Genomic DNA, 22783 nt, shown 5'->3' with positions numbered 1-22783 from the left:
AGCCAATTTGCCGGATAACTACTCGTATTCGCTCAGCGGCACACAGGAACAGAACAGATTACGGTCGCCGTACACGTCATCAAGACGCTTCACGGTTGGCCAGTATTTGTTGTCGCTGCCTGCCGGGAACACCGCCAGTTCACGGGTGTACGGATGATCCCAGTCACCGACGATTTCCATCTGCGTATGCGGCGCGTTGACCAGCGGGTTATTGTCGGCAGGCCATTCTCCCGCCGCAACACGGTCGATTTCCATGCGGATCGCCAGCATTGCGTCAATAAAGCGGTCGAGCTCAATCTTGCTTTCTGATTCGGTCGGTTCAACCATCAGGGTTCCCGCCACCGGGAACGACATGGTCGGTGCATGGAAACCGTAGTCGATCAGGCGTTTGGCGATATCCAGCTCGCTGATCCCGGTCTGCTCTTTCAGCGGACGGATATCCAGAATACATTCGTGCGCGACGCGGCCATCACGTCCGGTGTAAAGGATTGGATAGGCCGACTGCAGACGCGTGGCGATGTAGTTGGCATTGAGGATAGCCACAGAACTGGCCTGCTTCAGCCCTTCTGCACCCATCATGCGGATATACATCCAGCTGATGGGCAGAATCGATGCGCTACCGAACGGGGCCGCAGAGACCGCGCCGTTCTGGGTTAACACACCATCAATCTGCACCACGCTGTGACCCGGCACAAACGGTGCCAGGTGCGCTTTTACGCCGATAGGCCCCATACCCGGACCGCCACCGCCGTGTGGGATACAGAAGGTTTTATGCAGGTTGAGGTGGGAAACGTCCGCGCCAATATAGCCAGGCGTGGTGATCCCCACCTGGGCATTCATGTTCGCGCCGTCCAGATAAACCTGGCCGCCGAACTGGTGCACAATCTGACAGACTTCACGGATGGTTTCTTCGTAAACGCCGTGCGTCGACGGGTAGGTGACCATGATGCAGGAGAGCGCATCGCCGGTCTGCTCGGCCTTGACCCGCAGATCGTGCAGATCGATGTTGCCTTGTTTATCACAGGCGACCACCACCACCGACATGCCCGCCATCTGCGCAGAGGCCGGGTTCGTTCCGTGCGCGGAGCTTGGGATCAGGCAGATATTACGCCCGCCTTCGTTACGGCTTTCATGGTAGTGACGGATAGCCAGCAGGCCGGCATATTCACCCTGCGCACCCGAGTTTGGCTGCATACACAGTGCGTCGTAACCGGTTAACTGAACCAGCCACTGGGAAAGCTGACCAATCATCTGCAGGTAACCCGTCGCCTGGTCGGCCGGACAGAAGGGGTGCAGCTCAGAGAACTCAGGCCAGGTGATGGGGATCATCTCGGCCGCCGCGTTCAACTTCATGGTGCAGGATCCCAGCGGGATCATCGCCTGGTTCAACGCCAGATCTTTACGCTCCAGGCTGTGCATATACCGCATCATCTCAGTCTCGCTGTGATGACGGTTAAACACCGGATGGGTCAGGATCGGATCCTTACGCAGCAGCGCAGCCGGCACCGAGGTGCTTTCCTCCGCGACCGACGCGTCCAGCGCATCAATATCCAGACCGTGATTTTCGCCCAGCAGAATCGAGAACAGCGCGACGACATCTTCACGCAGCGTGTTTTCAGCAAGCGTAATGCCGACGGCATTAAGAATATCGGTACGCAGATTCACGCCGAAGCTTAACGCACGATCCAGTACGGCCGCTTTATCACTGACTTCCACGGTCAGCGTATCGAACCAGCTGTGGTGGCGCAGCGTCAGGCCGCCTTTTTGCAGACCGGCGGCAAGAATGTCGGTCAGACGGTGAATACGGGAGGCAATGCGCCTCAGCCCTACCGGTCCATGAAAAACCGCATACAGGCTGGCGATGTTGGCCAGTAAGACCTGCGAGGTACAGATGTTGGAATTCGCCTTCTCACGGCGGATATGCTGCTCGCGGGTCTGCATCGCCATACGAAGCGCGGTATTGCCTGCGGCATCGCGCGAGACGCCGATAATGCGGCCTGGCATCGAGCGTTTATGTTCATCACGGGCGGCGAAGAAGGCGGCGTGTGGACCGCCGTAGCCCATTGGCACGCCAAAGCGTTGCGCGGAACCAAAGACGATATCCGCACCGATTTTACCCGGTGCCTGCAACAACACCAGGGTCATAAAGTCCGCCGCGACGCTGACGATCACCTTGCGGTTTTTCAGTTCGGCAATCAGATCGCTGTACTCATGTGCTTCACCGGTAGTGCCGACCTGCTGCAACAGCACCCCGAACACCTCCTGATGATCGAGCACTTTTTCGGCTTTATCGACCAGCACTTCAAAGCCGAAGGTCGCCGCACGGGTGCGCACCACGTCGAGGGTTTGCGGGTGAATATCGTCCGCCACAAAGAAGCGGTTGGCGTTTTTCAGCTTGCTGACGCGTTTGGCCATCGCCATCGCTTCAGCGGCGGCGGTGGCTTCGTCCAGCAATGAGGCGGAAGCAATATCCAGACCGGTCAGGTCCAGCGTCAGCTGCTGGAAGTTCAGCAGCGCTTCAAGACGCCCCTGAGACACTTCCGGCTGATAAGGGGTGTAAGCGGTGTACCAGCCTGGGTTTTCCAGCATGTTGCGCAAGATAACCGGCGGGGTCAGCACCGGGGTATAGCCCATGCCGATATAGGATTTGTAACGCAGATTCTGACTGGCGATCGCCTTCAGCTCCGCAAGAGCCTGATGTTCAGTCAGGGCATCCCCCACCGCAGGCGGGCTCGGCAACTGAATATCTGCCGGCACGATCGACGCGATCAGGTCATGGAGTGAGCTGGCACCGGTGGCATTGAGCATCGCAGCTTGCTGCTCCTGCGAAGGACCAATATGGCGCTCGATAAACGCGCCGGTGTGTTCAAGCTGGCTGAGAGTCTGAGTCATTAGCGGTAAATCCTGAATCGGGCATGGTAAGCAGAAGCGGGACGAGTGGGCTCGTCCCGCAGGGCAATGATTTATTCGTCGATGCTGCCTTTGTAAGCATCGGCATCCAGCAGCGAATCCAGTTCAGATTCATTGCTGGCTTTGATTTTGAACAGCCAGCCTTCGGCGTACGGGGCGCTGTTAACCAGCTCCGGTTCGCCGTCCAGCGCGCTATTCACCTCGATAATTTCGCCGCTGATGGGCGCGTAAATATCCGACGCCGCTTTCACTGACTCGGCCACGGCGCAGTCGTCGCCCTGGCTGTAGGTGTTACCCACATCCGGCAGGTCAACAAACACCATATCGCCCAGCAGCTCCTGCGCGTGCTCGGTGATGCCTACGGTGTAAGTTCCGTCGGCTTCTTTGCGCACCCATTCGTGGCTGTCACGGTATTTCAGTTCATTTGGCACATTGCTCATCGCCAGGCTCTCCTGAGAGGTTATTGTTATCAGACGACCGGTTTACCGGCGCGTACAAAAATCGGTTTAGTGACCTTAACCGGCATTTCCCGGTTACGGATCTGCACGATAGCCTGCTCGCCAATGCCAGCCGGTACGCGTGCCAGGGCAATACTGCACCCTAAAGTCGGGGAGAAAGATCCGCTGGTGATCACACCTTCACGCAGATTGCCTTCGCCGTCGGTAAAGCGGACCGGCAGTTCATTACGCAGCACGCCTTTTTCAGTCATGATCAGGCCGACCAGCTGCTCGGTGCCTTTTTCACGCTGGGATTCCAGCGCTTCACGACCAATAAAATTGCGATCTTCCGGCAGCCACGCCACGGTCCAACCCATATTGGCGGCCAGCGGAGAGACGCCCTCGTCCATCTCCTGACCATACAAATTCATACCGGCTTCCAGACGCAGCGTATCGCGTGCGCCCAGGCCCGCAGGCTTCACGCCTGACGCCAGCAGCTTCTGCCAGAAATCCGCCGCCTGCTCATTGGGCAGTGCAATCTCGTAGCCTGCTTCGCCGGTGTAACCGGTGGTGGCGATAAACAGCTCACCGACCTGCACGCCAAAAAACGGCTTCATGCTGGCTACGGCCTGGCGCTGCGCTTCGTCAAACAGCGTCTGCGCCTTTTCCTGCGCCTGCGGACCCTGCACGGCAATCAGCGACAGGTCGTCACGCAGCGTCAGCTCAACGCCGAACGGTGTCGCGTGCTCGCCAATCCACGCCAGGTCTTTCTCACGGGTGGCAGAGTTAACCACCAGACGGAAGAAGTCCTCGGTCATAAAGTAAACAATCAGATCGTCAATTACGCCAGCCGATGCGTTAAGCATGCCGGTATAAAGGGCTTTGCCCGGCACCGTGAGTTTGGCAACGTCGTTGGCAAGCAGATAGCGCAGGAATTCCCGGGTGCGCGCACCTTTGAGATCGACAATGGTCATGTGAGAGACGTCAAACATGCCGGCATCAGTCCGGACCGCGTGGTGCTCATCCATCTGGGAGCCATAATGCAGCGGCATCATCCAGCCATGGAAATCCACCATGCGCGCACCGCAAGCCTGATGCTGTTCGAATAAGGGGGTCTGCTGAGTCATATCATTCCTGTGCTTTACAAGTTGTCATGCGCCTGGTCACAGCCTGTGGCGACCGGAACGCAAACGATACCCTGGTTCTGAACTTACCACCGAATGCTGCCATTAACCATAAGTTAAACGGGGGTGAATCTTTTCAGTGCAGGGCGGAACGGCAACAGAGTTTCCAGCATTTTTCACCAGATTTCCGCGGCAAACCGCACATAAACGGCAATCAACCGCTAAAAATTCAGTTTAAAAGTAAGGGTTTCAGGCGAAACAGATAAAAAATAACTTCAGGTTAGCAATTTATGCATTATTAAAAGTAATGCGAAGTGGGCAGTAAAATTAGAATTTTTCAAACGATGGGCCAAAATGGGGCAGCCGTTGCACTCACCTGAAAAAGCGTTTCTGTGGGCAAATAAGTTGGTGTAAAGATTAGCAGCAACAGGGGAAAAGCAGAGGAGGGAAAACGTTCAGGGCAAGGTGAACTTCGCCCTGAACGGCATCGCAAGGTTACCGCAACCAATCGGGAAGATCGTTCAGCCCCATCGCCTGCTTCAGCAGACGTGGCTTCACGCCAGGCAAATTATCGGCCAGGCTCAGACCAATATCACGCAGCAGCTTTTTCGCCGGGTTATTGCCGTTAAACAGCTCACGGAAGCCCTGCATTCCGGCCAGCATCATCGCCGCACTGTGCTTGCGGCTGCGCTCGTAGCGACGCAGATACAGGTGCTGTCCGATATCTTTGCCCTGCTGGTGCAGGCGCTTCACTTCACCAATCAGTTCGGCGGCATCCATAAAACCGAGATTAACGCCCTGACCTGCCAGCGGATGAATGGTATGCGCGGCGTCGCCGACCAATGCCAGACGGTGCGCGGCAAAGTTGCGGGCATAACGTCCCATCAGCGGGAAGCTTTTACGCTCACTTTCCACCTTACACAGCCCCAGTCGCAGATCGAAGGCCACCGATAGCTGCTGATTGAAGAGATCTTCCGGCATCGACTGCAAACGTGTCGCTTCCTGCGGCGAAACCGACCAGACAATCGAGCACAGATGCGGATCGCTCAGCGGCAGGAACGCCAGAATGCCGTCGCCGTGGAATACCTGACGGGCTACCGCGTCGTGCGGCTGCCCGGTGCGGATATTGGCCACCAGCGCATGATGGTCGTAATCCCAGAACGCCAGCGGAATATCCGCTTTGTTGCGCAGCCAGGAGTTAGCACCATCGGCCGCCACCAGCAGACGGGCACTCATCATGCTGCCATCTTTCAGGGTGACAAAGGCTTCGTTGTCGCCAAAGGCCACCTGCTGGAGCTCTGCCGGTGCAATCAGCGTGATGTCGCTCAGCTCGCTGGCTTTCTTCCACAGCGCCTGATGAATAATCGGATTCTCGATAATGTGGCCGAGGTGCGCCAGCCCTTGCTGACCATCGTCAAAAGCGATGTGACCAAAACTGTCGCGGTCCCAGACTTCCATACCGTGATAGGCGCTGGCGCGTGCCGCCAGAATCGAGGTCCAGACATCAAGATGCTGCAGCAGACGTTCGCTGGCGGCGTTGATGGCGGACACCCGCAGCGCAGGCTGATCAGCCACAGACGGTTCTGCGGCAGGTTCACGCTCCAGTACCGCGATTTTCATCCCGCTGCCCTGCAGGCCACAGGCGACCGCCAGTCCAACCATACCGCCGCCTGCGACGATAACATCATAGGTTTGCATTACTGCTTTCTCCTTAGCGCTCAACCCAGCCTAACGTGCGCTCGGCGAGCAAATTACGCACCAGCGGCAGCGAGTCCATCGCCATCAGGCCAAGACTCCTTCCTGCCACCAGCGGTGTGTAGCGGTTAGCAAACAACCTGACCAGCGTGTCGGTAATGCCGATGGTGGCCGCGGCATCCGGCTGTCGGCGCTGCTGATAGCGCTGCAGCGTGGCATAACTTCCCACATCTTCGCCAGCGCGCCAGCTTGCCGCGACCGTTTCGGCAAGCGACATCACGTCACGCAGCCCTAAATTAAATCCCTGACCGGCGATCGGATGCAGCGTTTGCGCGGCATTGCCGACCAGCGCCAGCCGGTGTGAAACGTGCTGAGAGGCAGCCTGCAGCTGCAGCGGATAGCTGTGGCGCTGCCCGACCTGGGTGATGCGTCCTAAGCGCCAGCCAAACGCCTGCTGAAGCTGGTGAATAAACTGCCGATCGCTCCAGCCATCGATACGGGCTTTATCGTCCAGCGGATGGCACCACACCAGCGAACTTCTGCCTGCAGACATCGGCAATAACGCCAACGGGCCATGCTCGGTAAAACGCTCATAGGCCCGGCCCAGATGGGGTTGTTGAGTCGCCACGTTGGCGATCACCGCCACCTGTTGATAATCCTGCGACTGCCACTGCACGCCGCAGGACGCCGCCACCGAGGAGCGCGAGCCGTCGGCCGCCACCAGCAGCTGAGCCGGCAAGGTTTCGCCATTGCTGAGCGTCACCTGCACGTCTTGCTGATTGCGCACCAGCTCCGTAACTTTAGCCGGGCAACATACGCGCACGCCGGGCGCCTTCTTCAGCAGCGTAAACAGCCGCTGGCCGATATCGTGCAGCTCAACCACCTGACCCAACGCAGAAATGCCATGGTCGGCAGCATCCAGCGAGACAAAACTGGCATGGCCGCGATCGCTGACGTGAACATGGGTGATGGCGGTGGCGCAATCCTTCAAGTACGGCCAAAGATTAATGGCCGCCAGCTGCTGACAGGTTCCCGCCGCCAGCGCAATCGCCCGGCCATCAAAGCCAGGATGGGATCGGCTGGCGGGTTCGGTGGCTTCCACCAGCGTGACCGGCACCTGTCCCTGCGTCAGATGAGAAATGGCCAGCGCCAGCGTGGCTCCCGCCATTCCTCCGCCTGCAATTACGATGCTCATCAGGCTTTCGCTGCCGCCATCAACGCTTCGATCTCATCCGGCTCTTTCACCACTGTCGCCGTCAGGTTTTCGTTACCTTCAGCGGTGATAATGATGTCGTCCTCGATGCGAATGCCAATGCCGCGATATTCGGCAGGTACATCCGCATCCGGCGCGATATACAGACCCGGCTCGATGGTGATCACCATGCCTGGCTCAAGCGTGCGGTCGCGATCGTTGCCGTACACGCCGACGTCATGCACGTCCAGCCCCAGCCAGTGGCTCAGTCCGTGCATAAAGAACTGGCGATGGGCCTGCTCTTCGATCAGCGTATCGATATCGCCTTTCATCACGCCCAGCTTCACCAGCCCGGTCACCATGATGCGCACCACGACCGCATTCACTTCACGGATGCTGGTGCCGGGGCGGAACAGTTCCAGCGAGGTGTTTAATGATTCCAGCACGATGTCGTAAATCGCGCGCTGAGGTGCGGTGAACTTGCCGTTGACCGGGAAGGTACGCGTGATATCGCCGGCATAGCCTTTCAGTTCACACCCGGCATCGATCAGCACCAGATCGCCATCGCGCATCTGGCACTCATTTTCGGTGTAGTGCAGGATGCAGCCGTTTTCACCGGCGCCAACAATGGTGCTGTAGGACGGGAAGCGTGCGCCATGCTGATTGAATTCGTGCTGGATCTCACCTTCAAGCTGGTATTCATACATGCCAGGGCGACATGTCTGCATGGCGCGCGTATGTGCCAGCGCGCTGATGCGGCCCGCTTCGCGCAATACAGCCTGCTCTTCCGCAGATTTAAACAGGCGCATTTCATGCACCACAGGACGCCAGTCGGTGATGGTAGCAGGCGCCGTCAGGTTCTGGCGCGAGCCGCGACGCAGCTTGTCCAGCGCCGCAAATACCAGCGAATCGGCCTCAGGGTAAAGTCCCTGCGCGTAATATACCACGTCCAGCCCGTTCAGCAGCAGCGGCAACTGCTCGCCGATATGGTCGTAAGGCAGCGCGCGATCGACAGAGAGCTTCTCGGGTGCGGCATCCTGGCCCAGACGGCGGCCAAACCAGATTTCTGCGGTCAGGTCACGCACGCGATTAAACAGCACGCTGTGATTGTGGCTCTCGTCGCTTTTGATGAGCACCAGCACGGCTTCGGGTTCGTTAAAGCCGGTGAAGTACCAGAAATCGCTGTTCTGGCGATAAGGATATTCACTGTCGTTGCTGCGCGTGGCTTCCGGCGCAGCGAAAATCACCGCGGCGCTGGCCGGCGCCATTTTGCTGAGCAATGCAGCGCGTCGACGTAAAAATTCTTGCTGGGTCATCAACTTCTCCTGAGTGTGCGCCCGCTTAGTGCAGGGTCGGTTTTTGTACTTCCACAGCGGTTGGCAGCACATGGGTGAAGGTATCGTGGCAGAGTAACGCCGCAACGCGAACGTACTCGATCACCTCTTCCAGTGACTGCTCAAGCTCTTCCTGATCTTCGTCTTCATCATAGCCAAGCTGAGCGATGGTGCGCAGATCGTCGATCGCTTCGCCGGTCTCGCCTTTCACCTTGTCCAGTTTAGGCTGGGAAACGCCCAAACCCAGCAAGAAGTGGTTCACCCAACCCGCCAGCGCATCGGCGCGATCGAACACGGTGATGTCATCATCTTCTGGCAGATAAAGCTGGAACAGGAAACCCTCTTCCGCCAGCGTATTCCCGATGGCTTCATGCAGCTGTTGCAGCGGCAAAGCCAGCGACTGGGAAAACGCCATGCCTTCGTTGGTCAGCTCATGAACCAGGGTTTGCCAGCTGCTGTCCTGCGTGCCGCCACAGATCATCCCGCTGAGTAAACCGTGCATTTCGGCAGGTGTCATCCCTACGCCCTGCTGCGTCAGTGCTGAAGCCAGCGCATCATAGCCCGGCATTGTGTTTGATAGTGACATACGTTTTGGTCATCGTTGGCTGGATAAGTTCGTGTTATGCTACCACCAGGTGCCTCAACGATTCCAGAAAAGGGGTTGTTTCTTCTATAAGGCGTAGTTATAGTTGCGCCCCTCCCAACCCATTGAGCGGTAAGGGAGATTGGCGGCGAAGTAATCAGTCAGGATGGTGGCATGTCTGCTCAACCCGTAGATATTCAAATTTTTGGTCGTTCGTTAAGAGTAAATTGTCCGCCTGAACAGCAAGATGCGCTGAATATGGCTGCCGAAGACCTTAATCAACGGTTGCAAGATTTAAAAGTTCGCACTAGAGTCACTAACACAGAGCAGCTGGTATTTATCGCTGCGCTCAATATTTGCCATGAGCTGGCTGCGGAGAAATTGAAAACCCGCGACTATGCCAGTAACATGGAGCAGCGCATCCGGATGCTGCAACAGACCATTGAACAGGCGTTGCTTGAACAGGGTCGCATTACGGACCGGACCGGCAGTAAGTTCGAATAACACCTCATCGTTATCTGTGTTAGAGTGACGGTGAAGTACAAAATTTCTCTGAGATGTTTGCAAGCGGGCCAGTCCCCTGAGCCGATATTTAATACCATCAGAGTCTGACGCTCTGTAACCTGTGTGCAAGCTCGGTTCGTCCGAGAAGCCTGATGGTTACGACGGCAGTCTCACCTTGAACCAAGGGTTCAAGGGTTACAGCCTGCGGCGGCATCTCGGAGATTCCACTTCTTTACAGCAGTTCCTTTCTGGTACGATCCTGTCCAACACCCAGCGTGTGATTTCTGTGTTTACCCCTGTCCAGTCTTACTACACGGTGAGCTATGAACCTGAATCTTCTCGATCGCCAGGATATCCGCACCCATGTTCGTCACCTCCGTCGGGCGCTGACACCCGAGCAGCAACAGCTCGCCGCCGTGCAAGCCGCCGAACGCGCGCTTAATTTTGCCCCGATACAACAAGCCAAAAAAATCGCCCTGTTTCTCTCTTTCGACGGTGAGCTGAATACCCGTCCGCTGATTGCCAAACTCTGGCAGCACAAGCAGCAGGTGTACCTGCCGGTGCTCCATCCGTTCTCCGAAGGCCAACTGCTGTTTATTCGTTATGATGAGCATACGACGCTTACGCCCAACCGGCTGCGTATTCCTGAGCCGCCGTTGGATATCCGCAATCTGGCCACGCTTAGCGAGCTGGATGTGCTGTTGGTGCCGTTAGTGGCCTTTGATAAGCAGGGACAACGGCTGGGGATGGGCGGTGGTTTTTACGACCGCACGCTGCAAAACTGGCAGCAGCACGGATTTTTACCCGTCGGCCTTGGGCATGATTGCCAGCTGGTTGATGACCTGCCCGTTGCGGAGTGGGATGTGCCGCTCCCGGCGATGATTACGCCGTCGAAAATCTGGCAGTGGTAAGGCTGAATCGCTATAAAAAAAGCCCCGGGCAATTGACGGGGCTTTTTTATGCTGATTAACGGAGCGGGCGTTAACCCGCCAGCTTAATCAGTACAGCAGACGAGCACGGATGGTGCCCGGAATGGCTTTCATCAGCTGCAGCGCTTTGTCCGCTACATCCTGCGGTGCATCGACATCAATCACCACATAACCCATCTGTGGGGTGGTTTGCAGGTACTGTGCGGCGATGTTGACGCCCTGGTCTGCAAAGATGTTGTTGATTGCGGTCAGCACGCCTGGACGGTTCTCATGAATGTGCAGCAAACGACTTTGGTCGCCATGCATCGGCAGGGACACTTCCGGGAAGTTAACCGCAGACAGCGTTGAACCGTTATCCGAGTACTTAGCCAGCTTGCCCGCCACTTCGATACCGATATTTTCCTGCGCTTCCTGCGTTGAGCCGCCGATGTGTGGCGTCAGGATCACGTTATCAAACTCGCACAGCGGCGAAAGGAACGGATCGCTGTTGGTGGCAGGCTCTTCCGGGAACACGTCAATTGCCGCGCCCGCCAGATGCTTGTCAGCCAGCACTTTACACAGGGCCGGAATATCGACCACGGTGCCACGTGAGGCGTTAATCAGCAGTGAGCCTGGCTTCATCATCGCCAGCTCTTCTGCGCCCATCATGTTCTGCGTAGAGAGCGTCTCTGGCACATGCAGGCTGACCACATCACTCATATTCAGCAGGTCAGGCAGATGGCGGACCTGCGTGGCGTTACCCAGCGGCAGCTTGCTCTCAATATCATAGAAGAACACGTGCATGCCCAGGCTTTCCGCCAGCACGCCCAGCTGCATGCCGATATGGCCGTAGCCGATGATGCCCAGCTTCTTACCACGGGCTTCAAATGAGCCCACGGCCAGTTTGTTCCAGATGCCACGGTGTGCTTTGGCGTTAGCGGCAGGCACGCCGCGCAGCATTAACAGCAGCTCGCCGATGACCAGCTCTGCAACGGATCGGGTATTGGAGAAAGGTGCATTAAATACCGGGATGCCACGACTGCCAGCAGCAGTCAGATCAACCTGGTTGGTTCCGATACAGAAGCAGCCGACCGCCACCAGTTTTTCCGCCGCAGCGAAAATCTCTTCAGTGAGGTTGGTGCGCGAGCGGATACCGATAAAGTGCGCGTCGCGGATGGACTCTTTCAGAGCTTCGCTGTCCAGCGCGCCTTTATGAAATTCGATGTTGGTGTACCCTGATGCGCGCAAATTCTCGACCGCGCTCTGGTGGACGCCTTCCACCAGCAGGAACTTAATCTTGTCTTTCTCCAGTGATACTTTTGCCATTTCCCGACCCTATTTTTGCGACTTCAGAAGTGCCAGCTTACCCCATCTACATCCGGGTATAAGATAGCCTTCTGCCAAAATATCAAAATTTACGGCTGCGGCAATACAAACGATTGCCTTGGGGCCAGCACGGCTAACAGGCAAGGCAGCACAATTTGGCAGATAATCGGGGAATGGTGAAAAGGATTAGCAGGATAAGCCTGCGCAGGAAAGTTATGTGACATAAGTCACCAAATTTCATCGGGTTCAGAAAAGATGTTTTTTATCAGAAAATAACCGACGCCATGGCGGCGCCGGTAAGATCATTTTACTATGGTCTTCACGCCGTTGGCGGTCCCGATTAGCGCAACGTCGGCACAGCGTGCCGCAAACAGCCCCACCGTGACCACGCCTGGCAGCGCATTGATCGCTTTCTCCAGCGCAATTGGGTCCAGAATTTTGAGATTATGCACGTCGAGAATTATGTTGCCGTTATCGGTCAGCACATGCTGACGGTATTCCGGCAGGCCGCCCAGCTTCACCAGTTCACGCGCCACAAAACTGCGGGCCATCGGGATCACTTCCACCGGCAGCGGGAAACCGCCCAGCACATCAACCTGCTTAGACTCATCCGCTATACAGACAAACTTATCCGCCACCGCAGAGATGATTTTCTCCCGCGTCAGCGCCGCGCCACCGCCTTTGATCATCTGCATCATGCCGTTGATCTCATCAGCGCCATCGACGTAGACCGACAGGGAATCAATCTCGTTGAGGTCGAATACCTGAATACCCAGGCTTTTCAGCTTCTCTGTTGAAGCCTCAGAGCTGGAGACCGCACCGTCAATCTGGTGTTTGATCGAGCCCAATGCATCGATAAAGTGAGCGGCAGTGGAACCCGTCCCCACACCGACAATGGTGCCCGGGGTAACATAGTCCAGCGCTGCCCAACCTACGGCCTTTTTCAGTTCATCCTGTGTCATGGTAAGTTTAGATTCCGTACAGCTACAGTGTGGCGCTAGTATAAAACAACCCGATGGAAATGACTGCCTTCACGCGGGCTTTGTTGGCACTTTGGAAGCCAGGCCACAAACCTGAAGCGGGATAATGTCGCCTTTGCCCAGGGCAAAGTGACAAAAATATGGCATAGTGCAGTTTCCACACCTGAAAGAGAGTTATCACCCACTATGAAACGCCCGGATTATCGCACGCTTCAGGCGCTGGATGCAGTGATTCGCGAGCGCGGCTTCGAACGCGCAGCACAAAAGCTTTGCATTACCCAGTCGGCAGTCTCGCAACGAATCAAACAGTTGGAGAATATGTTCGGCCAGCCGCTGCTGGTGCGTACCGTGCCGCCACGCCCAACCGAGCAAGGGCAAAAGCTGCTGGCGTTACTGCACCAGGTTGAACTGCTGGAAGAGGAGTGGCTGGGCGATGAGAACAGCGGCACCACGCCATTGCTGCTGTCGCTGGCGATAAACGCCGACAGTCTGGCAACCTGGCTGCTACCCGCGCTGAAAACCGTATTAACCGACTCTCCGGTGCGTCTGAACCTGCAGGTGGAAGATGAAAGCCGCACGCAGGAACGCCTGCGTCGTGGCGAAGTGGTTGGGGCAGTGAGTATTCAGCATCAGCCTCTGCCAAGCTGCCTGGTGGATCAGCTCGGCGCGCTGGATTATCTGTTTGTCGGCTCGAAGGAGTTTGCGGCGCGTTATTTCCCGAATGGCGTGACCCGCTCTGCCCTGCTGAAAGCACCCGCGGTGGCCTTCGACCATCTGGATGATATGCATCAGGCCTTTTTACAACAGAACTTTGACCTGTCACCGGGCAGCGTTCCCTGCCATATCGTTAACTCTTCAGAAGCGTTTGTGCAGCTGGCGCGTCAGGGCACCACCTGCTGTATGATCCCGCACCTGCAGATTGAGCGCGAGCTGGCAGAAGGCGAGCTGATTGACTTAACGCCGGGCCTGTTCCAGCGCCGGATGCTTTACTGGCACCGCTTCGCGCCAGAAAGCCGCCTGATGCGCAAGGTCACCGATGCGTTGATCGCTCACGGCCATCGCGTCCTGCGTCAGCCGGAATAAGCCATAAAAAAGGCTCCCACTAGGAGCCCTGAATACAGCATACACAGGGCGTTGTCAGCGACAGCGCCCTTTTTGCGATTACGGGTTACGCTGCAGTTCAAACACCACATCAACCTGATCGTCGAAGTGAATGCTCTGCTTTTCATAGGTTTCCGCCGCGGAGGTCATCGGTGCGGCATCGGCCATTTTATACATGCGCGCGACCGGCATTGGCTGGTAGTTAGCAACGTGATAACGGATGCTGTAAACCGGGCCCAGCTTGGTATTAAAGCCTTTCGCCAGCTCGCCTGCCTGCTGCGTCGCGTCCTGAATCGCGGCCTGACGCGCCTTGTCGCGGTACTCATCCGGATGGGCCACGCCCAGCTCAACGGAGCGGATTTCGTTCAGGCCAGACTTCAGCGCACCGTCCAGCAGCTCGTTCAACTTATCTAACTGACGCAGAGTCACCTGCACCTGACGCACCGCACGGTAGCCTTTCAGCACCGCTTTGCCTTCTTTGGTGTAGTCATATTCTGGCTGCGTACGCAGATTAGCGGCATCAATATCTTTCTTCTCAATGCCATTTTTCTGCAGGAAATCAAAGTACTGCGCGACTCGCGTATCGGCCTGAGCCTTGGCTGTCGCGGCATCTTTCGCCGAAATGCTGACTTCAATAGCCAGCGTAGCGATATCCGGTGTGGCTTCAACACTGGACTGGCCAGACGTCACAACGTGTGGGCCATTCGGCAGCTCATCTGCCAGCGCCAGAGCCGGTACGGTTCCAAATCCAATCATTGCGGCCAGGGCCAATTTAGTAAGCTTCACTGGGTTCCTCCGTGGGGTATTTCAGTCACATCAAGGTTTACTGACGGGGAAAATTGCCTCACCGCCAGAGAAATGTTCCGTCAAAACGCAACAAGCTGGCATATGTTATTGCGTTTTTGGGTATCAGGCTATGACCTTAATTCCTGGAGTGAGTTCCTTGTGACTGAAATCATCCCCATCAGACAATTAGTGGAAACCTGTTGCCTGCAACGCCAGCTTTAACGCAATACCCCACATCATTACCCCAACCAGCGCATTGATGATGCGTTGGGCCTTCGCCGTATTCAGCAGCGGTGACAGCCAGGCGGCGAGTGACGCCAGGCCAAAGAACCACAGGATTGATGCGGTGACCGACCCCAGCGCAAACCAGCTACGCGCAGCTGCCGGCAACTGTCCGCCCAGACTGCCGAGCACCACAAAGGTATCGATATAGACATGCGGATTCAGCCAGGTCACCGCCATCATGGTGGCCACTATCCGCCAGCGGCCCTGTTTCATCGCGGTAGAGGAAGAGAGTTCAATGTTGCAGCTGAACGCAGTACGTAACGCTCCCCAGCCGTACCATAGCAGGAAAACCACCCCGCCCCAGGTCACCAGATTGAGCAGCAGTGGCGACTGGGTAAGCAAGGCACTGCCGCCAAACACGCCGGCACAAATCAAGACGATGTCGCTTAAGGTGCAGAGGCCGGCGGTCATGAGATGATACTGACGACGGACGCCCTGATTTAACACCAACGCGTTTTGCGGGCCCAATGGCAGGATTAACGCAGCACCCAGAGCCATGCCCTGAAAGAAAATTGAAAACACGGTAAACACCTCGTCCTGAATAATTGCAGGCGAGTGTATAGCGGAAGATTCATTAGAGGAAATGGAATAAACTAATGTTATATCAATTTTACTAATACTATTAAGGCAAAAAAGGCGAACCGCGGCTCGCCTTTAACGTACTGATTATTCTGGCTTAGGTAACGACGGTGCGACCTCGGGCGTCGCGGTTTTGGCTTCAGCTTGCTGATCATCAGCGGACTTCACCTGATGCAGGTGAACGTCCATCTGCGGATAAGGAATGCCAATCTGATGCGCATCCAGCGTGCGCTTGAAGTTCTTCATCAGGTCCCAGTAAACGTTCTGCAGGTCACCGGCATTACTCCAGCAGCGCACCACGAAGTTTACTGAAGAGGCGGCCAGTTCATTCAGCCCGATCTGGATGCCCATATCGCGCAGCACGCGAGGCTCGGCATCAACCACTTCCTGCAGCAGCTGGATCACCTGATCAACGTCGGCATCATAGGCCACACCGATAATGAACTCATTACGGCGCACCGGCTCCCGCGAGAAGTTAACAATGTTCCCGGCGATGATTTTACCGTTTGGCACCACGACAATTTTGCCGTCGGCGGTTTTCAGGGTGGTAGAGAAGATCTGCACGCTCTGCACCGTCCCCATCACGCCGATATCAATGAATTCACCGGTTCGGAATGGACGGAAGGTCACCAGCAACACGCCGGCCGCCAGGTTTGCCAGCGCGCCCTGCACCGCCAGACCAATGGCTAAACCGGCGGCACCGAGCACCGCGATCACTGAGGCTGTCTGCACGCCTACCCTGCCCAGGGCGGCAATCAGCGTAAAGGCGATGACCCCGTAGCGCACCAGTGCAGACAGGAAGTCGGCTACCGTGGCATCGATATGACGCGCCAGCAGCACTTTATTCAGGGTGTTGGAGAGGAGGCGCGCCACAATCATCCCGACGATGATAATCGCAATGGCCGCCGCGATATTTACGGCATAACTTAACAGCAGCTCCTGGTTGCGCACCAGCCAACCTCCTGCGTTGTTAATGCCATGTACCACGTTCAGATCTTCCATTTCGTATTCCTGTTGTTTTTCCCCTGCGGGAAGTAAGCAGTTTTTTTGCCAGACAAACTGACATCCCAAACTCAAAGGGTAACCAAAAATGCCGCGCTCTGCCAAATTCGCAGCGAAATTAACAATTTGTTACCGGACAGGCGAAAAAAAAGGCCCCGGTTAAGGGGCCTTTTTCAGACTGTCGTTAAAGCGGCAAAATTACAGAACGTCTACTGCGTTCAGCTCTTTAAATGCCTGCTCCAGACGCACGATCATTGATGACTGAGATGCGCGCAGCCAGACACGTGGATCGTAGTACTTTTTGTTTGGCTTGTCTGCGCCTTCCGGGTTACCCAGCTGGGCCTGCAGATAGCCTTCATTCTTTTTATAGTACTGCAGGATACCGTCCCAGGTTGCCCATTGGGTGTCGGTATCGATATTCATTTTGATCACGCCGTAGCTGATTGACTCTTCGATTTCTGCAGCAGAAGAACCGGAACCACCGTGGAACACGAAATCCAGCGAGTTGTGTGGCAGGTTGTGTTTCTTGCTCACATAGTCCTGAGAATCACGCAGGATGGTCGGGGTCAGCTTAACGTTGCCTGGCTTGTACACGCCGTGCACGTTACCGAATGACGCAGCGATAGTGAAACGCGGGCTGATGGCATTCAGTTTTTCGTATGCGTAATCAACGTCTTCTGGCTGAGTGTACAGCGCAGATGCGTCCATGTGGCTGTTGTCCACGCCGTCTTCTTCGCCACCGGTACAACCCAGTTCGATTTCCAACGTCATGTTGATTTTAGCCATACGGGCCAGATAGGTGCTGCAGATCTCGATGTTTTCTTCCAGTGATTCTTCTGACAGGTCGATCATGTGAGAAGAGAACAGTGGCTTACCGGTTTTCTCGAAGTGAGCTTCACCCGCGTCCAGCAGACCGTCGATCCATGGCAGCAGTTTTTTCGCGCAGTGGTCGGTGTGCAGAATAACCGGCACGCCGTAATGTTCTGCCATCTGGTGCACATGGTGTGCGCCAGAGATTGCGCCCAGGATGGCTGCAGCCTGTGGCTTGTCTGATTTCAGACCTTTACCGGCGATGAAGCCTGCGCCACCGTTAGAGAACTGAATAATGACCGGGGCTTTAACTTTCGCAGCGGTTTCCAGTACGGCGTTGATAGAGTCGGTGCCTACGCAGTTAACAGCTGGCAGAGCGAATTTGTTTTCTTTCGCGACTTTGAAGATCTTCTGCACGTCGTCGCCGGTGACAACGCCTGGTTTTACGAAATCAAAAATTTTAGACATGTTTTTTGTCCTGTTTCGTCGGTCGTATTAAGAGATTCGGAACCCGTCAAGCGGGTAAATCATTCTGGCGGGACGCAACGTCCCGCCCCAGTAATTACTGTTTTGCACGCGCTTCAAGCATGGCGACTGCTGGCAGTGTTTTGCCTTCCACGAATTCCAGGAAAGCACCGCCGCCGGTAGAGATATAAGAGATCTTATCTTCGATACCGAACAGATCGATGGCCGCCAGCGTATCACCGCCACCTGCGATAGAGAATGCGTCGCTGTCTGCAATTGCATTGGCAATGATTTCAGTACCTTTGCGGAAGTTCGGGAATTCGAACACGCCGACCGGACCGTTCCACAGGATAGTTTTGGCTTCTTTCAAGATCTTAGCCATTGCCAGTGCGGTTTCATCGCCGAAGTCCATGATCTCTTCATCATCTTTCACTTCGCTGACTTTCTTCACGGTAGACGGTGCAGTTTCAGAGAATTCCGTGCCTACGCGGGAGTCGGTAGGAACCGGGATTTTAAATTCGTCACGCAGTTTTTTCGCCGCATCAACAAAATCAGGCTCATACAGAGATTTACCGACGTTGTTATCAATCGCCACGAAGGTGTTGGCAATGCCGCCGCCGACAATCACGGTGTCCGCGATTTTTACCAGCGAGTTCAGCACGTCAAATTTGGTGGAAACTTTAGAACCGCCAACTACCGCCACCATTGGGCGCTCTGGCGATTTCAACGCTTTACCCAGCGCGTCCAGTTCGTTAGCCAGCAGTGGGCCGGCACAGGCGATTGGGGCAAATTTGCCGACGCCGTGGGTAGACGCCTGCGCGCGGTGAGCGGTGCCAAAGGCATCCATCACGTAGATGTCGCACAGGGCGGCGTATTTTTTAGAGAGGGCTTCGTCGTCTTTCTTTTCGCCTTTATTAAAGCGAACGTTTTCCAGAACGACCAGCTCACCTTCGGCAATGTCCAGGCCGTCAAGGTAGCCTTTCGCCAGGCGAACAGGAGAAGAGAGTTTGTCTTTCAGATAGTTAACAACTGGCAGGAGGGAAAACTCCTCGTTGTATTCACCTTCAGTCGGGCGACCAAGATGGGAGGTAACCATCACTTTCGCGCCCTGCTTCAACGCCGCTTCGATGGTCGGCAATGAGGCACGAATACGTGCATCCGACGTCACTTTCCCTTCTTTCACTGGCACGTTCAGATCAGAACGAATAAGTACGCGTTTGCCAGCAAGATCCAGATCGGTCATCTTAATTACAGACATGGTGAATCCTCTCGTTGATTCTCTAAGTTTTGACAGGCGCAAACCGCGCCCTACCTGAAACCGGTTGCGGCCATCGCTAACGTCGTGTCGATCATTCGGTTAGCAAAGCCCCACTCGTTGTCGCACCAGACAAGTGTCTTGATCAGGTGCTGACCGCTGACCCGCGTCTGCGTGCCGTCCACTATGGCACTGTGCGGATCGTGGTTAAAATCTATGGAGACTAACGGTAATTCCGTATAGTCAACTATACCACTAAATGCCCCTTCTGACGCGTTTCGCAACAAGGCATTAACCTCGCACGCCTGCACCGCCTCCCTCACGCTGACGCTCAAATCAATCGCCGTCACGTTTATTGTAGGGACACGTACCGCTATCGCCTCAAAACGGTCGTTAAATTTAGGAAAAATACGGGTAATGCCGGCGGCAAGACGCGTATCAACCGGAATAATCGACTGGCTGGCTGCGCGCGTGCGTCGCAGGTCGGGATGGTACGCATCTATCACCTGCTGATCGTGCATGGCAGAGTGGATTGTGGTCACGGTGCCCGACTCGATGGTGAAGGCATCATCCAGCAGTTTAATCACCGGAATAATACAGTTGGTGGTGCAGGAAGCGTTGGAGACGATCAGGTGGTCCGGTTGCAGCTCTTTCTCATTCACACCGAAAACCACGGTGGCATCCAGGTCGTTTCCGCCAGGATGGGAGAACAGCACTTTTTTCGCGCCGGCGGCCAGATGGGCTTCGCCGTCTTCGCGGCTGCCATACACGCCGGTACAATCCAGAACCACATCGACATTCAGCTCCTGCCACGGCAGATCGCTGATTTCCGCACGATGCAGCAGGCGAATAGTATCTTCGCCGACCCACAGCAGATCCCGCTCCTGGCGGACATCCCAGGCAAATCGCCCGTGGCTGGTATCGTACTTCAGTAAATGCGCCATTCCCGCCGCGTCAGCCAGCTCATTGATGGCCACCACGGTGATCTCTGCACGACGCCCGGTTTCATAAAGAGCGCGCAACACGTTGCGCCCGATGCGACCAAAACCGTTTATGGCAATGCGAACCGTCATATCACTCCTGCATCCGAATTCGGTGTAAAACTGGAGCGTTAGCCTGAGCCAGACGTTCAAATTTGTACAGGGAATTCTTGCATCAGAAAAACTGTACTGAGCCCGTATATCTTCAGCAACTGCGCAAACTGAAACGGTTCAGCGAGAATAATAGAATGGAGGAATAATAGGAATGACGAGGATCAATTGCTGCAACAATCTTTAGATCTAAGTCACAGATTTGGAAAATTCCACGGCCGGGGATGACGGCGGAAAAGTGAAAACGGGGCGGAAGCAATCCCGCCCCGCTGGGCTTACAGCAGTTCTTTCGCTTTAGCGACAACGTTATCCACGGTGAAGCCAAACATCTCAAACAGCTGCTCGGCAGGCGCTGACTCACCAAAGGTGGTCATACCGACGATTGCACCGTTCAGACCGGTGTATTTGAACCAGTAATCTGCGATACCGGCTTCAATCGCCACACGGGCGCTGACCGCTTTCGGCAGAACCGCTTCACGGTAAGCGGCATCCTGTTTGTCGAAGGCATCGGTAGACGGCATCGAGACTACGCGCGCCTTACGGCCTTCGGAGGTCAGCTTGTCATACGCGCCCACCGCCAGTTCAACTTCTGAACCGGTTGCGATCAGGATGATTTCCGGCTGACCATCACAGTCTTTCAATACGTAACCACCGCGCGCCACATTGGCCAGCTGCTCAGCGGTACGATCCTGCTGCGCCAGGTTCTGACGGGAGAAGATCAGTGCCGTTGGGCCGTCGAAGCGCTCGATTGCGTATTTCCAGGCAACCGCAGATTCAACCTGGTCACATGGACGCCACAGGCTCATGTTCGGCGTCACGCGCAGGCTGGCCATCTGCTCAACCGGCTGATGCGTTGGGCCATCTTCGCCCAGACCGATGGAGTCGTGGGTATAGACCATCACCTGACGGATTTTCATCAGTGCAGCCATACGCGCAGCGTTACGCGCGTATTCAACAAACATCAGGAAGGTCGCGGTGTAGGGCAGGAAGCCGCCGTGCAGCGTGATGCCGTTAGCGATGGCGGTCATACCGAATTCACGCACACCGTAATGGATGTAGTTACCGGCCAGATCGTCGTTGATTGGCTTAGAACCAGACCACATAGTCAGGTTGCTTGGCGCCAGGTCAGCCGAGCCGCCCAGGTATTCTGGCAGCAGTTTACCGAAGGCTTCCAGCGTGTTTTGCGACGCTTTACGGCTGGCAATTTTTGCTGGGTTAGCCTGCAGCTGTTCGATAAACTTCTGCGACTCAGCCTGCCAGTTAGCCGGCAGCTCGTTACCCATGCGACGTTTGAATTCTGCCGCCAGCTCCGGGTGAGCTTTAGCATAAGCCGCGAACTTCTCGTTCCAGCTGGCTTCTTTTGCCTGACCGGCTTCTTTCGCATCCCACTGCGCGTAGATATCCTGTGGGATTTCAAACGGCGCGTGGTTCCAGCCCAGCTGCTTACGGGTGAGTGCCACTTCGTCATCACCCAGCGGTGCGCCGTGTGAATCGTGGGTACCGGCTTTGTTTGGTGAACCAAAACCGATCACGGTTTTGCACATCAACAGGGAAGGCTTGTCGCTAACTGCTTTCGCTTCTTCAACCGCTTGCTTGATCGCTGCGGCATCATGACCATCAACACCGCGCACCACGTGCCAGCCGTAAGCTTCGAAACGCTTGGCGGTGTCGTCAGTGAACCAACCGTCAATGTGACCGTCGATTGAGATACCGTTGTCATCATAGAAGGCAACCAGTTTGCCCAGCTTCAGCGTACCCGCCAGCGAGCACACTTCGTGGGAGATACCTTCCATCATGCAGCCGTCACCCATAAACACATAGGTGTTATGGTCAACAACATCGTGACCCGGACGGTTGAACTGCGCCGCCATCGTGCGCTCGGCAATGGCCATACCTACGGCGTTAGCCACGCCCTGACCCAGTGGGCCGGTAGTGGTTTCCACGCCTGCGGTGTAACCGAATTCCGGGTGACCTGGAGTTTTAGAGTGCAGCTGACGGAAGTTTGCCAGCTCAGCAATCGGCAGATCGTAGCCGGTGAGGTGCAACAGGCTGTAGATCAGCATGGAGCCGTGACCGTTCGACAGCACGAAGCGGTCGCGATCGGCCCACAGTGGATTCGTTGGGTTATGGTTCAGAAATTCACGCCACAATACTTCGGCGATATCTGCCATGCCCATCGGGGCGCCAGGGTGGCCAGATTTGGCTTTTTGTACCGCATCCATACTTAATGCGCGAATGGCGTTAGCAAGCTCTTTACGAGAAGACATGTTCTACTCCAGGTCGGATTAAACGCTTCGCCGTCCTTAACCTATTTTAATCAATGAGTTATCAGGCAAAGTTGTAAAAGTCGACCCTCAATGTACATGAAAGACGGGTCTGCTGTACATGGCGAAACGTGCAAAATAGCAGGCGTAAA

Annotated in this window: 19 protein-coding genes and 1 other RNA gene; 4 read left to right on the top strand and 16 right to left on the bottom strand. The window is 55.7% G+C overall.

The genetic code is table 11. The features are described 5' to 3' along the window. Positions 1–18: 18 nt before the first annotated feature. From gcvP to AC1UKS_RS04375, 7 genes are all read right to left on the bottom strand, one after another. Complete coding sequence (gcvP, locus tag AC1UKS_RS04405; protein WP_482435936.1) at positions 19–2892, bottom strand: aminomethyl-transferring glycine dehydrogenase; 2874 nt, start codon at positions 2890–2892, stop codon at positions 19–21. Between the two features lie 71 nt (positions 2893–2963). Beyond that, on the bottom strand, positions 2964–3350 hold the full coding sequence (gene gcvH / locus AC1UKS_RS04400) for a glycine cleavage system protein GcvH (RefSeq protein ID WP_013203656.1): 387 nt from the start codon (positions 3348–3350) through the stop codon (positions 2964–2966). 29 nt (positions 3351–3379) lie between these two features. Then, entirely contained in the window at positions 3380–4474 is a 1095-nt protein-coding gene (gcvT, locus tag AC1UKS_RS04395; RefSeq protein ID WP_482435935.1) for a glycine cleavage system aminomethyltransferase GcvT, read from the bottom strand. A gap of 492 nt (positions 4475–4966) precedes the next feature. After that, complete coding sequence (gene ubiI, locus AC1UKS_RS04390; RefSeq protein ID WP_482435934.1) at positions 4967–6169, bottom strand: FAD-dependent 2-octaprenylphenol hydroxylase; 1203 nt, start codon at positions 6167–6169, stop codon at positions 4967–4969. Positions 6170–6182: 13 nt separating this feature from the next. Next, the gene (gene ubiH, locus AC1UKS_RS04385) at positions 6183–7361 is read right to left on the bottom strand and encodes a 2-octaprenyl-6-methoxyphenyl hydroxylase (RefSeq protein ID WP_482435933.1); all 1179 of its coding nucleotides are present in this window, start codon (positions 7359–7361) and stop codon (positions 6183–6185) included. After that, on the bottom strand, positions 7361–8674 hold the full coding sequence (pepP, locus tag AC1UKS_RS04380; protein ID WP_482435932.1) for a Xaa-Pro aminopeptidase: 1314 nt from the start codon (positions 8672–8674) through the stop codon (positions 7361–7363). The genes ubiH and pepP overlap by 1 nt, the downstream gene beginning before the upstream one ends. 25 nt (positions 8675–8699) lie before the next feature. Beyond that, positions 8700–9278 carry a YecA/YgfB family protein gene (locus AC1UKS_RS04375; RefSeq protein WP_013203661.1) on the bottom strand — a complete coding sequence of 193 codons (579 nt, stop codon included), beginning with the start codon at positions 9276–9278 and terminating at the stop codon, positions 8700–8702. A gap of 171 nt (positions 9279–9449) precedes the next feature. On the opposite strand from AC1UKS_RS04375, the gene zapA reads away from it, so the two are divergent. The 3 genes from zapA (at position 9450) to AC1UKS_RS04360 (ending at position 10690) form a co-directional block, all read left to right on the top strand. Continuing rightward, positions 9450–9779: a cell division protein ZapA gene (zapA, locus tag AC1UKS_RS04370; RefSeq protein ID WP_013203662.1), complete on the top strand. Its 330-nt coding sequence runs from the start codon at positions 9450–9452 to the stop codon at positions 9777–9779. Between the two features lie 42 nt (positions 9780–9821). Continuing rightward, positions 9822–10005: non-coding RNA, 6S RNA (gene ssrS, locus AC1UKS_RS04365), on the top strand. A gap of 97 nt (positions 10006–10102) precedes the next feature. Beyond that, the gene (locus tag AC1UKS_RS04360; protein ID WP_482435931.1) at positions 10103–10690 is read left to right on the top strand and encodes a 5-formyltetrahydrofolate cyclo-ligase; all 588 of its coding nucleotides are present in this window, start codon (positions 10103–10105) and stop codon (positions 10688–10690) included. A gap of 87 nt (positions 10691–10777) precedes the next feature. Here the strand turns inward: AC1UKS_RS04360 and serA are convergent, their stop codons facing one another. Together serA and rpiA are read right to left on the bottom strand one after the other, a co-directional pair. Beyond that, positions 10778–12013, bottom strand: coding sequence for a phosphoglycerate dehydrogenase (gene serA / locus AC1UKS_RS04355; protein ID WP_482435930.1), 1236 nt, complete (start codon positions 12011–12013; stop codon positions 10778–10780). Between the two features lie 302 nt (positions 12014–12315). Then, entirely contained in the window at positions 12316–12975 is a 660-nt protein-coding gene (rpiA, locus tag AC1UKS_RS04350) for a ribose-5-phosphate isomerase RpiA (RefSeq protein ID WP_013203666.1), read from the bottom strand. 204 nt (positions 12976–13179) lie between these two features. On the opposite strand from rpiA, the gene AC1UKS_RS04345 reads away from it, so the two are divergent. After that, the gene (locus AC1UKS_RS04345) at positions 13180–14076 is read left to right on the top strand and encodes a LysR family transcriptional regulator ArgP (protein WP_482435928.1); all 897 of its coding nucleotides are present in this window, start codon (positions 13180–13182) and stop codon (positions 14074–14076) included. 78 nt (positions 14077–14154) lie between these two features. Here AC1UKS_RS04345 and AC1UKS_RS04340 read toward each other — a convergent pair whose 3' ends face one another. The 7 genes from AC1UKS_RS04340 to tkt form a co-directional block, all read right to left on the bottom strand. Further along, entirely contained in the window at positions 14155–14880 is a 726-nt protein-coding gene (locus tag AC1UKS_RS04340; RefSeq protein ID WP_482435927.1) for an oxidative stress defense protein, read from the bottom strand. A gap of 186 nt (positions 14881–15066) precedes the next feature. After that, positions 15067–15687 carry an arginine exporter ArgO gene (gene argO, locus AC1UKS_RS04335; protein ID WP_482435926.1) on the bottom strand — a complete coding sequence of 207 codons (621 nt, stop codon included), beginning with the start codon at positions 15685–15687 and terminating at the stop codon, positions 15067–15069. Between the two features lie 144 nt (positions 15688–15831). Then, positions 15832–16746 carry a small-conductance mechanosensitive channel MscS gene (gene mscS, locus AC1UKS_RS04330; RefSeq protein ID WP_482435925.1) on the bottom strand — a complete coding sequence of 305 codons (915 nt, stop codon included), beginning with the start codon at positions 16744–16746 and terminating at the stop codon, positions 15832–15834. Between the two features lie 198 nt (positions 16747–16944). Continuing rightward, a complete protein-coding gene (gene fbaA / locus AC1UKS_RS04325) occupies positions 16945–18024 on the bottom strand; it encodes a class II fructose-bisphosphate aldolase (RefSeq protein WP_013203671.1) in 1080 nt (359 codons plus the stop codon). A gap of 94 nt (positions 18025–18118) precedes the next feature. Continuing rightward, a complete protein-coding gene (gene pgk, locus AC1UKS_RS04320) occupies positions 18119–19279 on the bottom strand; it encodes a phosphoglycerate kinase (RefSeq protein ID WP_482435924.1) in 1161 nt (386 codons plus the stop codon). Between the two features lie 50 nt (positions 19280–19329). Beyond that, positions 19330–20349: an erythrose-4-phosphate dehydrogenase gene (gene epd / locus AC1UKS_RS04315; protein ID WP_482435923.1), complete on the bottom strand. Its 1020-nt coding sequence runs from the start codon at positions 20347–20349 to the stop codon at positions 19330–19332. Between the two features lie 293 nt (positions 20350–20642). Beyond that, positions 20643–22634 carry a transketolase gene (gene tkt, locus AC1UKS_RS04310; RefSeq protein ID WP_265908539.1) on the bottom strand — a complete coding sequence of 664 codons (1992 nt, stop codon included), beginning with the start codon at positions 22632–22634 and terminating at the stop codon, positions 20643–20645. Between the last annotated feature and the right edge of the window lie 149 nt (positions 22635–22783).

The sequence above is a fragment of the Erwinia sp. AK-PDG3-5 genome, from assembly GCF_056821705.1.
The sequence above is the reverse complement of the archived record's forward strand: the minus strand, read 5'-3'. Positions and strand labels throughout refer to the sequence as shown.